General features: G+C 28.3%; 18 protein-coding genes and 1 pseudogene. 16 read left to right on the top strand and 3 right to left on the bottom strand.

Annotation, left to right across the window (positions count from 1 at the left end; translation table 11 throughout):
- Together CQA69_RS09215 and CQA69_RS08465 are read right to left on the bottom strand one after the other, a co-directional pair.
- Positions 1 to 315 (bottom strand): annotated as a pseudogene (locus CQA69_RS09215) (S24 family peptidase); the annotation flags it as partial.
- 316 nt (positions 316 to 631) lie between these two features.
- Positions 632 to 1,177, bottom strand: a complete 546-nt coding sequence (locus tag CQA69_RS08465) for a hypothetical protein (protein WP_137621346.1) — start codon at positions 1,175 to 1,177, stop codon at positions 632 to 634.
- 200 nt (positions 1,178 to 1,377) lie between these two features.
- Here CQA69_RS08465 and CQA69_RS08470 point away from each other — a divergent pair, with 200 nt between their 5' ends.
- Complete coding sequence (locus CQA69_RS08470; protein ID WP_137621347.1) at positions 1,378 to 1,926, top strand: hypothetical protein; 549 nt, start codon at positions 1,378 to 1,380, stop codon at positions 1,924 to 1,926.
- Here CQA69_RS08470 and CQA69_RS08475 read toward each other — a convergent pair.
- Positions 1,871 to 2,116 (bottom strand): hypothetical protein, encoded by a 246-nt coding sequence (locus tag CQA69_RS08475; protein WP_137621348.1) that lies wholly within the window; start codon positions 2,114 to 2,116, stop codon positions 1,871 to 1,873. The genes CQA69_RS08470 and CQA69_RS08475 overlap by 56 nt on opposite strands.
- A 173-nt stretch (positions 2,117 to 2,289) precedes the next feature.
- Here CQA69_RS08475 and CQA69_RS08480 point away from each other — a divergent pair, with 173 nt between their 5' ends.
- The 15 genes from CQA69_RS08480 (at position 2,290) to CQA69_RS08550 (ending at position 9,855) form a co-directional block, all read left to right on the top strand.
- A complete protein-coding gene (locus CQA69_RS08480; RefSeq protein WP_137621349.1) occupies positions 2,290 to 2,493 on the top strand; it encodes a hypothetical protein in 204 nt (67 codons plus the stop codon).
- Positions 2,490 to 2,783, top strand: coding sequence for a hypothetical protein (locus CQA69_RS08485; RefSeq protein WP_044261589.1), 294 nt, complete (start codon positions 2,490 to 2,492; stop codon positions 2,781 to 2,783). The genes CQA69_RS08480 and CQA69_RS08485 overlap by 4 nt, the downstream gene beginning before the upstream one ends.
- Positions 2,784 to 3,126: 343 nt before the next feature.
- Positions 3,127 to 3,864, top strand: coding sequence for a Rha family transcriptional regulator (locus CQA69_RS08490; protein ID WP_137621350.1), 738 nt, complete (start codon positions 3,127 to 3,129; stop codon positions 3,862 to 3,864).
- Between the two features lie 54 nt (positions 3,865 to 3,918).
- Positions 3,919 to 4,674 carry a DNA-methyltransferase gene (locus CQA69_RS08495; protein ID WP_137621351.1) on the top strand — a complete coding sequence of 252 codons (756 nt, stop codon included), beginning with the start codon at positions 3,919 to 3,921 and terminating at the stop codon, positions 4,672 to 4,674.
- Between the two features lie 89 nt (positions 4,675 to 4,763).
- The gene (locus CQA69_RS08500) at positions 4,764 to 4,997 is read left to right on the top strand and encodes a helix-turn-helix domain-containing protein (protein ID WP_137621352.1); all 234 of its coding nucleotides are present in this window, start codon (positions 4,764 to 4,766) and stop codon (positions 4,995 to 4,997) included.
- Between the two features lie 541 nt (positions 4,998 to 5,538).
- On the top strand, positions 5,539 to 5,775 hold the full coding sequence (locus tag CQA69_RS08505; RefSeq protein WP_137621353.1) for a transcriptional regulator: 237 nt from the start codon (positions 5,539 to 5,541) through the stop codon (positions 5,773 to 5,775).
- Positions 5,776 to 5,898: 123 nt separating this feature from the next.
- Complete coding sequence (locus CQA69_RS08510) at positions 5,899 to 6,222, top strand: hypothetical protein (protein ID WP_137621354.1); 324 nt, start codon at positions 5,899 to 5,901, stop codon at positions 6,220 to 6,222.
- A gap of 78 nt (positions 6,223 to 6,300) precedes the next feature.
- On the top strand, positions 6,301 to 6,609 hold the full coding sequence (locus tag CQA69_RS08515) for a hypothetical protein (protein WP_137621355.1): 309 nt from the start codon (positions 6,301 to 6,303) through the stop codon (positions 6,607 to 6,609).
- Positions 6,546 to 7,307 carry a hypothetical protein gene (locus CQA69_RS08520; RefSeq protein WP_137621356.1) on the top strand — a complete coding sequence of 254 codons (762 nt, stop codon included), beginning with the start codon at positions 6,546 to 6,548 and terminating at the stop codon, positions 7,305 to 7,307. The genes CQA69_RS08515 and CQA69_RS08520 overlap by 64 nt, the downstream gene beginning before the upstream one ends.
- 9 nt (positions 7,308 to 7,316) lie before the next feature.
- Positions 7,317 to 7,538, top strand: coding sequence for a hypothetical protein (locus CQA69_RS08525; RefSeq protein WP_137621357.1), 222 nt, complete (start codon positions 7,317 to 7,319; stop codon positions 7,536 to 7,538).
- Positions 7,539 to 7,913, top strand: coding sequence for a hypothetical protein (locus tag CQA69_RS08530; protein WP_137621358.1), 375 nt, complete (start codon positions 7,539 to 7,541; stop codon positions 7,911 to 7,913). It begins immediately after the preceding gene.
- Positions 7,894 to 8,166: a hypothetical protein gene (locus CQA69_RS08535; RefSeq protein WP_137621359.1), complete on the top strand. Its 273-nt coding sequence runs from the start codon at positions 7,894 to 7,896 to the stop codon at positions 8,164 to 8,166. Before CQA69_RS08530 ends, CQA69_RS08535 begins: the two co-directional genes overlap by 20 nt.
- A 67-nt stretch (positions 8,167 to 8,233) precedes the next feature.
- On the top strand, positions 8,234 to 8,677 hold the full coding sequence (locus tag CQA69_RS08540; RefSeq protein WP_137621360.1) for a YopX family protein: 444 nt from the start codon (positions 8,234 to 8,236) through the stop codon (positions 8,675 to 8,677).
- On the top strand, positions 8,674 to 9,477 hold the full coding sequence (locus tag CQA69_RS08545) for a DNA cytosine methyltransferase (RefSeq protein WP_137621361.1): 804 nt from the start codon (positions 8,674 to 8,676) through the stop codon (positions 9,475 to 9,477). Before CQA69_RS08540 ends, CQA69_RS08545 begins: the two co-directional genes overlap by 4 nt.
- 15 nt (positions 9,478 to 9,492) lie before the next feature.
- On the top strand, positions 9,493 to 9,855 hold the full coding sequence (locus CQA69_RS08550) for a hypothetical protein (RefSeq protein ID WP_137621362.1): 363 nt from the start codon (positions 9,493 to 9,495) through the stop codon (positions 9,853 to 9,855).
- The last annotated feature ends 80 nt before the right edge of the window (positions 9,856 to 9,935 follow it).

Below are 9,935 nucleotides of genomic sequence, written 5' to 3' on the forward strand. Positions count from 1 at the left end.
TTTATAAGGCACTCCTAAAACTTCAGTTAAAAAAGTTTTATCTACGTTGATAATTTGAAAATTTTCATTTTCATTTGTATTGCCAAAACCAGCACTTGCGTAAATGTCAGGAAAATAACGTATTGAAATTGTATCTGTGGATTTTATACTTGAATGCATTTGAATATATTTGAGTATATTTTTAGGAGGTATACTACCCCTTTGTTTCCAAACATCGAGTGTATTTGGTGCTACGCCTAAAAAAATAGCCAAATCTTTATAAGTTTTTAGTTTTTGTTCTGATTTCCATTGATCTAATATTTCTTTAACGTTCACAAAAATCCTTTCAAAAGTTATAAAATAACTTGACAAAATGAGTATATTTTTATTATAATAACACCAACAATTTAAAAAAATTAAATCATTAGTTAAAACCTAAGCAATAAGTATGCCAAGTTTTAATTTAAACTTATATTATTTTGATTTAAAAGGTTGAAAAATGGAGTTTTGGTTTATACTTGCGTTTTTCTTTTTTGGGTATTATATTTTGTTTGATTAAGGCTAAATCGCCTTAATCTTTTTTATCATCTCTGGTTTGTGTTGGAGTAGGTGTGTCTACTTCCACACTTTCTTTTTTATCTGTCAAACATACTCACCCCCTTTCTATAAAATTTGGAATCAAAGTGATTAAAAATATTATAAAAAAAGACAAACAAAGAACAATGCTATAAAAAGATAAACGTAATTGTTTTGCAGTTTTTATGATTTCATCTTTGTTTGCTTTTATGGCTTTATAAGTTGCATTTATCATTCTTTCTAAACCTTTTACATGTTCGCATTTATCTTTTGGAAACTTTTCAAATGCATTTTTTAGTTCGATTGGATGGTAGATAGTAGCTCCTGTTAAAATCGCTTTTAGTGTAAAAAAGATACAAGCCATACCACATATAAAAGTTAGGATAAAAAAAGATATTTGTAAGATTTCCAAGTTTGAAAAAGTAAGATAAATTTTAAGCATCTTGCCCGATATAGTCAAAAGCCCTGATATTATAAGAGTAGCAAACCAAAAATAAAGTTTTATCATTTGTGTTTGACCTGGTATGATTTGTGAAATCTGACTATCAAAATCCTTTCTTTTATTTTCTAATTCCAATTTCAAATTCTTTTCATAATTTTCGTATGAAATATTTTCTTTCATTATTAATTCCTTTTTTTGATGTTTTTAAAAATTGTATCATAAAAAATATTTATACTCAAAAATTTAGTATTTTTTTACAAAATGAAAATATAAACTTGACAAAATGAGTATATTTTTATTATAATAACACCAACATTTTAAAAAAGTTAATTACAAATTGTTTTAAATTGAAAACAAAAGTTGCACTTAAAGGAAATAAAATGCGAATCATCGAATCAATATTATCTAGCATGAATAAGCTAGAGCCAATACCAACCACAACAGATTATCAAAATAATGTTTTAGAACAAGATAAAGGGTTAAAAAATTTTTTATCTATATCTATAGATATGGTTTTACCTTTTTTTAAAAAGTTACGCAAAAAATCAGAAAATGAAAGATTGCATCAAAAAAATAAAACTAGAACTATTTATATCAATGCAGTTTTAGCTCAAAGATTAGAATTGGTAGCTATTGCTTATGGTGTAACTAAAGAAGGAATATTGGAAGCTTGTGTTAAACGAATGTGGAAGTTTTATTATGTGGAAATTACAGGCCAGTCTAAAGATGTCGTTGCTTTTGAGTTAGATGAAAAAATAGTTGAAGAATTAGAAGTAATAGCTATGAAAAAAGGAGTTAAAGATGTAAATAAGGCATTTGAAATGCTTATATGCAGTAGTGCAAATATGCTAAGCACTACTATATCAATAAGCTTTAAGAGTTATCAGCTTTTACCTTGGTCGAATTTGGATCAAGTAACGCATGATTAGAATCAAATTCTTTTTTTGTGGTTTCACAAATAAGGTCTATGGCTAAAGAGAGGATTTGTTTTTGATCATCTCTTAAATAACGAAGATTGTTAATTTCTTCAAATGCTTTATCGCCAAAATGCAGAAAGCAATCTTCAAGTAAAGAAATTCTTTGTTCGAGTTTGGTTATTTTTTGTTCTAAATTGTCCATTTTGATGGCTCCTTTATTTTTTGTGTGAATTAAAGTGTAGTTAAAGGAGCCTTTAAAGTAGATAAAAAAGGTAGAAAATGCAAGATGTAATTTTTTAATAGCTTTAGTGTTTAATCACTATAAAAAGGACAAATAAACCAGTCTTAAGAAATACCAAAGCAAGGAGTTAGCAAATGATAGAAGCAAAATCAATTTTAGATGTTTTGAGTTTTAGAAAAACAGAAGAAAAAGAAGAACTTAGAAAATGTTTCAATTTTAGCGATGAAACATTTGAAAAAGCACTTAATTTTTTGCATCAAAACGATGAGGTAAGCATAGAAGCGATCAGCGATGGACTTTTTGAAAAAACTATTATTTCTTTAAGGATGGCAAAATGAAATTAGAAGAAAAAATCAAACAAATTTTAGATGTTAAAACCATAGTCGAGATAGAAAAAAAACTAGATCTTAAAGACAGAACCTTATATGTATGGCTTACTACTCCAACCAAGCGTAATTCAAAAGTAGAAATCGCACTTTTAAAACTTGGCATAAGAGATGATGAGAGATTGATTCAAAGAATTGAAGCTTTAAAGGATGAGTATAAAAAAAATGTAACTTTCAAGGAAGCTCACGAAAGAGCCATTACGCAGATTAAAGCTTTATTGGAAGAGATTGAGGCAGCGTAAAAGCCTCATTAAGCACATTTTAAAGTGTGCTTAAAGGGTTTTTAATCAAGTTGCGTTTATCGCCAAAAGTTCTTCTTACACTAGCTTTTTAAAAGCTAGTGCGTTCTTTTACTTACCGCACTCCAGGGCGACGGCTGGGAAAGTGAGACTTAAAAAGTCTTTGTTAATTGCCAAAATTCCAGAAGTTATTTAACTTCGAATGCAGGTCTTAAGCTTTGGCTTAGTGTTTAAATGGGGGCTTATGGGAATTCTCTTTAAATTTTTTATTCCTTTAGTGTGCATTACAAAACTCTTTAAATTTCTTTTTAAGCCTCCATCTAAACACTAATTTAAGGAGATAAAAATGAATAATTTAGAGCTTTTTAAAAAAGATGAAAACAAAGAAATAAGCTTAACATCTTTAGAAATCGCAGAGCTTACAGGCAAAGAACATTTTCACGTTACAAGAGATATAGAAACTTACTTAGAAAAAGTAGTTGAAGGGGGTGTCTCCAAATTTGAAGACACCTACCAAAACCCACAAAACAAGCAGTTTTACAAGTGTTACCGCTTACCAAAAAGAGAAGTATTGATTTTAGTGAGTGGTTATAGTGTGGAGCTAAGAGCAAAAATAATCGATAGATTAGAATACTTAGAAAATGAAATCAAAAAACAAAGTTTAAAAGTTCCACAAACTTATGCCGAAGCTTTACTAGAGGCCGGAAAATTTGCATTGGAAGCTCAAAGATTAGAACTTGAAAACAAAACTTTAAAAGAAAAAGCCGAACAAAACGCACCCTTAATTCACTTTGCAAATCGCATAAAAGATAGCAATGATGCAATTTTAATAAGAGATTATGCAAAAATTTTACACGAAAAAAATCACTTAGAAATTGGAGAAAAAAGACTTTTTAAAATTTTACGTGAAAAAGGCTTTCTAATGAACGACAATAAACCTTATCAAAAATACATCGAACAAGGATTTTTTAAAGTAAGCGAAACCACTATAAGCACAATAAAAGGTGATCGCCTTGTAAGCACAACCAAGATAACAGGCAAGGGGCAAATCGCAGTATTAAAGTCCATTTTAAAAGCAGGTTAAAGGAACTTAGCTGTTTTTAAACTGATGTGATGAAATAAAAAAAAGGAAAATAGAATGTTTAAACCACAATTATATAACGATCATTTTCAAAATTTCAAAAGATATAATATACCCAAAGCACAGCTAGTCATTGCCGACATTCCTTATAACTTAGGAAACAACGCTTACGCATCAAGTCCTGAGTGGTATATCAATGGGGATCATAAAAATGGAGAAAGCAAAAAAGCAAATAAAGCTTTTTTTGATACAGATAATGATTTTAGAGTAAGTGAATTTATGCATTTTTGTTCCAAAATGCTTATAAAAGAACCTAAAGAATGCGGTAAAAGTCCTTGTATGATTGTCTTTTGTTCTTTCGAGCAACAAGCTATGCTTATAGACGTAGCCAAAAAACACGGCTTTAACCATTATATAAATCTAGTCTTTAGAAAACAAAACTCATCTCAAGTTTTAAAAGCAAATATGAAAATAGTTGGAAATTGTGAATATGCCTTAATACTTTATAGAGAAAAATTGCCAAAATTTAACAACGACGGTAAGATGATTTATAATTGTATGGATTGGATCAAAGATGATGACATTCCAAAAATCCATCCTACACAAAAACCGGTAAAACTCTTAGAAAGACTTATAAGTATTTTTACAGATACAGAAGATGTGGTTATCGATCCGTGTGCAGGTAGTGGAAGCACTCTTTTAGCTGCTGTAAATTTAAATAGAAAAGCATACGGCTTTGAGATTAAAAAAGAATTTTTCAAAAGTGCAAATGAGATAATGTTTAAACACATAGAGAGAAGTTTATTTGCTTAAGTAAAGTTTTGATAAAATTTTAAAATTTAAAAAAAGTAAAATTATGAATAATTTAGAACATTTTGATATATGTGTATAAAGGAAAACTAATGACAGCACAAGAAATTAAGGATTTTTGCAAGGAAAGAAATTTAACTTATAAAGAGTTAGCAAAGCATTTAGGATTAAGCGAAGGTGGTTTAACAAATGCGATAACTAATGATAAAATTACTGCAAGTATAGAACATAGCCTTAAAATGTATCAACGCATTTTAGAACTTGAAAATGATTTAAAAGACTTTGAAGAATTAAAAAATATACTAGAAAAAATACTAAAAAAATAGTAGTCCTTAAAATTAAGGACTATTTTAAAATTATCCTTTTTGCTATATTTCCAAATATTTTATTAGTTTATTTTGAAAATTTATTAATATTATATTATTTTATCTCTTGACAAAACAAATATTTTATTATATAATTATCGTATCAAAACTAATATTTTATTATTTTTGAAATCTAAAAAGAAAGGAGTAAAACCAATGGAAGTTTTTATCTGTGTAGTTAATTTAACGACCGCCATCGTTAAGTTGATTACGATTTATCTACTTTATAAAATGGTAAAAAGATAAATCAAGGGGCTTTAAGCCCCGCAGGTAAAATTAAGTTTTACTCCTTTTTCAATTTTACAAAAGAAAGGTAAAAAATGGAAGTTTTAGGCGTGATTTTGGACTCGATTATAGCAGTTTTACTTTTAATAGTTGTTTTTAAACTAAGGAAATAAAAATGAACAATGAACCATACTTAGAAAACGAAATAATCACATAGTTATTAAAGTTTTAAGTGATTTTTAGTAGAATTTATTTTTTAAAAGAATAAGGATAATTAATGGCAAAAAATGATGACAATCTTATCAAGAAAACCTGTAGAGAACTAGGACTTACCTATAAACAACTTGGAGAAAAGATTGGATATAGCGAGAGTGCTTTAAATAATGCTTCAAGACAGGAAAAGATAAGTGAGCCGCTTACATTTGCTATTAATTTATATCTAGAAAATTTAAAGCTCAAAGAAGAATTAGAAGATTTTAGAACTCTTAAAAAAATTCTTACAAAAACACTTTAAAAGTGTTTGAATTTCTACTAAAAACATAAATTATATATATTAACTATTGACAATAACATAAAATTAGTGTATTATTTAATAATTAAAACACAAATAAAGTGTTTTTAAACTAAGGAGTAAAAAATGAGTAACGAACCATACTTAGAAAACGAAATAAAAGCTTTAAAATATCAGCTTTTAATCGAAAAACAAAAACATAAAAAAACTAAGGAAAAGGTTTTTAATCTTAAAAATATACAAGGAGAAAAATACGAAAAACTAAAAGCAGAATTTGCCAAAAATCAACTTTTTGTTTTTAGAGACGACGAACTTTTTCTTTGGGTGGAAAGTTTAATGCGAGAACTTAAAACTAAAATTTTAAGTGCAAACGATGAGCTAAGCAAAAAAGCTTGTGATGTATTGGCTTTTAAATTAGAAAAACAAAAGAACTTTTTATCCATTAAATAACAAATCACTATTTTATCAGTGTTTAGGACATTTTCACAAACCCTAAACACTCATTTAATGTCTAAAAAAAGGAAATAAATGAGTTTTAAGCCCATACAAAAAGACAATGATGCTTTTAGAAAAGCACAAATGGCAAAGGTTATAGAAAAATTAGCAATGCGTGGCTATGCACTTGTAAAAATAAGTAGCAATGGCTTTATAATGAAAAAAGGATTTGAAAGGGATATTTTATGCAACACAGCACAGGATACGATAGCTTTCACTTTGTTATCCCAAGAACAACATTTTATAAATATCTTAAAAAATGGGGATTGTTTGAAAAAATGCGAAGCACAACAAGAAACAAAAGCATTGATGAATTTGCAAAAGAGAAATTTAAAAGCATAAAAACAAATGACAAGCGTTATCCTTTTAAGTTGCGTTATATCAATTTAAAGCCAAGAAACAAAAGTCTTTCAAACACAATGATAATTCTTGACAATTCAAAAGATTGTTTTGAGTTGTCTAAAAAGAATAAAAAATCAAAAGATTTTTATATAGAAGTTCAATTTAACGGACTTTATCAGCCATCTAAACAAATAGAAGCTGAGGTATGGAAGATCTTAAGCAAAATGACTAAACGATTTAAAGCTTATAGCGTAGATATCGCTTGTGATTTTGATGATAGTTTAGCTGTATCTAAAGCAAGAGAATATGAACACGCTAATAGGTTTAAAAAACTTAAAATCGATGGAGAAATTCACGCTTATAAAACAAGTATTTATGTTAATTCACCTAAAAGCAAATACTACAATCTAAAACGTGTTTTGATCTATGATAAATACGAAAAACAAACTTACTATCACAAAGAGAAATTAAAGCCAGAATTTACAAGGTGGAAAAGATTGGAGCTAAGATTTAGGCTTAAAAATAAATTTTTAGATTGTATAGAAAGCGATGTCAATGAAGCCTTTGATTTTATGCAAGATTATCTAAGAATGATTGGAATTTGGCATTTTAATATAGAAGTGATACTAGAACAAACTAAATATTTAAATAATCCACGTTGGGCTAAGGTCTTCAAACCTTATGCTTTAGCAAGTTAAGGAGGAAAAATGAAAGCAAAATTTATTTTTAAAGGATTTTTAGAATGCGAACATTGCCATCTTGTCTTTGCTGTAAGTAATGGTTTTCATTTGCAAACTTGCACCGCAGAAGTAGGGCAAAGTGTAACTTTAAAAGGAATGTGTCCTGCTTGTGATAATGAAATCAAAGCCACTTTTAAAGTAGAAAAAATCACTAGGGAATTAAGCAAAACCTATACTATGAGGTGCTAAATGAGTGTAACGTGGATCTTGGAAGCACACGATCTAGCAAAACTTGTTTTAGAGGGCGATTTAAATAAATGCTTAATTGATGTTCGTATAGTAGGGCATGAAAAAGAAAGAAAACTTTGCTTTTTTTATAATAATGTTTTTTTAATAGCTGAATTTCAAAGGCAAAAAGAAAGCATTTTGCAAAAGCTAAGAGAAGTTTATAAAAACAAACTAAGTTTTTATAAGCGTATAGACTTTGTATTTTATAGCATAGAGGCTAAAAATATACAAGAAAGCAAAGCAAGAACGAAGGAAGAACAAGAAGTCTTAGATCGTGGCATAGAAAAACTAGAAAATTTATTGAAAGGAATACAAAATGGAAAAATTAGAACTTAAACTTAAAGAGCAAGAGCTTAATGAACTTAAAAATCAAGGAGAATTTAACGAAGAATTAAAAAGACTTGCTATGGCGGCTGCAAATTTATTTAGGACTTTAAATAATTTAAAAGAGGAAAGAAAAGCTATCAACGAAAGCATTAAGTCTTATGAAGAACAATTTAAAAGAGTTATGCGAGATATAGATTTTTTAAAACAACCTAATCTTTTTAATCAAGAGCAAAGCAAAGGTGAGGAAAAAGAAGAAAAATGATATTTAATCTATTATTTATCGGACTTATTTATGTTTTTTTTATTGCTTATTTATAAAGGAGTGAAAAATGAAGTTACAAGATTTTGATTTTAGGATTTGGAGTAATTATTTTAAGAAATATACTAAAAAGATATCAATTTATTGTAATGCTCCAAAATTAGACACATTCGAAATCATAAAAAAGAAAGAAAGAGGTGAAAGTTTAACACACGAAGATTTTATAACATACCAGTCTATAATTTTAAAAATAGGCGAAGATGATGATTTAGAGCTATGGACAGGGTCTTATGATAAGAATGATAGAAAGATTTTTGAAGGTGATATTGTTATAGCTTATCATTTTGGTCAAAAATATTTAGGAATTGTAAAATTTTGGAAAAATGGTTTTATGCTCGTGTCTAACAATGAGGAAACCGCAGAAGAAGGTGGAGAGCTAACTTATTTTGAGAAGTATTATTATGATTTTGAAGTCATCGGTAATATCCACGAAAATAAGGAGCTTTTGAAATGAGTGTTATTAATCACTTAGATTTGTTTAGTGGTATTGGTGGTTTTGCTTTAGGTTTGCAAATGGCAGATAATGAGTTATTTAAAACTTTATATTTTTGTGAATGCGATCCTTATTGTCAAAAAATCTTAAGACAAAATTTTAATCAAAGCTATGTCTTTGAAGATATTAAGCATCTTAATGAAAAAGATTTTAAGAATATAGAAATTGATTTAATTACAGCTGGTTTTCCTTGTCAAGATTTAAGTATAGCCGGACGCAAAAAAGGACTTAATGGAGAAAGGAGCGGATTATTTTATGAGGTCGTTAGAATTGTCAAATTTACAAAACCAAAATTTATTTTGTTTGAAAATAGTTCAGAACTTATTCGGCGAGATAATACTAGAGAAGAATTTACAAAAGAGCTTCAAGCAATCGGGTATGATTGTTGGTGGCAAATACTATGTGCTAAGTCCTTTGGATACGCGCATAAAAGAGAACGAGCTTATATTATTTGTTGGAATAAAGAATATTTTCCTACCGACTCCCTTAGCATCGGACGCTTTTTGCATAAAGAATTTTTCTATTTCTACTCAAATGAAAAGCCAAATATGCCATCAAAAGAGATTATATCCTTATATAGGATTTATAGAGAAAAAAGATATAAAAAATCTTATGAAATTGATTGTATCGATATACGAACAGATGATGGGTTATCCGAAGTATTGGACTCGGTTAAGGCTTTAGGTAACGCTGTTATTCCTTTAATTGTAAAAATTTATGGTTTAACAATAAAGGAATGTTTGTTTAATTTTAAAAAATAAAAATAAGGAAAAAACATGAAAGAATTTAACGATTATAAAAAAGCAAGACTAGCTTTAGAAAAAGAGTTGGCAAATACAAGAGAGGTGTTAGAACAAACCATAAAAGAAATGTTGCTCCTAAGAGATGATAAAGCTTTTACACAAGGAGCCAAAGATGAGGTGTCAAAAATTATCGAAAAAAAATGGAAAATAACTGCCTCGCTTGAAAAATCAAGCGATATTTTAGAGATTAAGATACTAGAACAAAGCACGAGTTACAATCGCTTTTGTTTCGGTGATGTTTTAGTATTGATTTCTAATTTTTTAGTTTATGAAGAACAAAAAGCAATCATTGCAAATTTAGGTTTTGATTTAGAGAAAGGAGTAAAACATGATTAGATTGGATATTGGAGATTATTATACTAGAAAAGAAGTGTCAAATCTCTTGAAAGTAAAAGAGCCTATAGTTCATAAATACG

The sequence above is a fragment of the Campylobacter estrildidarum genome (assembly GCF_005406205.1).
Taxonomy (GTDB): Bacteria; Campylobacterota; Campylobacteria; order Campylobacterales; family Campylobacteraceae; genus Campylobacter_D; species Campylobacter_D estrildidarum.

Coding starts and splice junctions, on each gene's coding strand:
- CQA69_RS08465 (WP_137621346.1), bottom strand. CDS start 1,177: ATGAAAGAAAATATTTCATACGAAAATTATGAAAAGAATTTGAAATTG.
- CQA69_RS08470 (WP_137621347.1), top strand. CDS start 1,378: ATGCGAATCATCGAATCAATATTATCTAGCATGAATAAGCTAGAGCCA.
- CQA69_RS08475 (WP_137621348.1), bottom strand. CDS start 2,116: ATGGACAATTTAGAACAAAAAATAACCAAACTCGAACAAAGAATTTCT.
- CQA69_RS08480 (WP_137621349.1), top strand. CDS start 2,290: ATGATAGAAGCAAAATCAATTTTAGATGTTTTGAGTTTTAGAAAAACA.
- CQA69_RS08485 (WP_044261589.1), top strand. CDS start 2,490: ATGAAATTAGAAGAAAAAATCAAACAAATTTTAGATGTTAAAACCATA.
- CQA69_RS08490 (WP_137621350.1), top strand. CDS start 3,127: ATGAATAATTTAGAGCTTTTTAAAAAAGATGAAAACAAAGAAATAAGC.
- CQA69_RS08495 (WP_137621351.1), top strand. CDS start 3,919: ATGTTTAAACCACAATTATATAACGATCATTTTCAAAATTTCAAAAGA.
- CQA69_RS08500 (WP_137621352.1), top strand. CDS start 4,764: ATGACAGCACAAGAAATTAAGGATTTTTGCAAGGAAAGAAATTTAACT.
- CQA69_RS08505 (WP_137621353.1), top strand. CDS start 5,539: ATGGCAAAAAATGATGACAATCTTATCAAGAAAACCTGTAGAGAACTA.
- CQA69_RS08510 (WP_137621354.1), top strand. CDS start 5,899: ATGAGTAACGAACCATACTTAGAAAACGAAATAAAAGCTTTAAAATAT.
- CQA69_RS08515 (WP_137621355.1), top strand. CDS start 6,301: ATGAGTTTTAAGCCCATACAAAAAGACAATGATGCTTTTAGAAAAGCA.
- CQA69_RS08520 (WP_137621356.1), top strand. CDS start 6,546: ATGCGAAGCACAACAAGAAACAAAAGCATTGATGAATTTGCAAAAGAG.
- CQA69_RS08525 (WP_137621357.1), top strand. CDS start 7,317: ATGAAAGCAAAATTTATTTTTAAAGGATTTTTAGAATGCGAACATTGC.
- CQA69_RS08530 (WP_137621358.1), top strand. CDS start 7,539: ATGAGTGTAACGTGGATCTTGGAAGCACACGATCTAGCAAAACTTGTT.
- CQA69_RS08535 (WP_137621359.1), top strand. CDS start 7,894: ATGGAAAAATTAGAACTTAAACTTAAAGAGCAAGAGCTTAATGAACTT.
- CQA69_RS08540 (WP_137621360.1), top strand. CDS start 8,234: ATGAAGTTACAAGATTTTGATTTTAGGATTTGGAGTAATTATTTTAAG.
- CQA69_RS08545 (WP_137621361.1), top strand. CDS start 8,674: ATGAGTGTTATTAATCACTTAGATTTGTTTAGTGGTATTGGTGGTTTT.
- CQA69_RS08550 (WP_137621362.1), top strand. CDS start 9,493: ATGAAAGAATTTAACGATTATAAAAAAGCAAGACTAGCTTTAGAAAAA.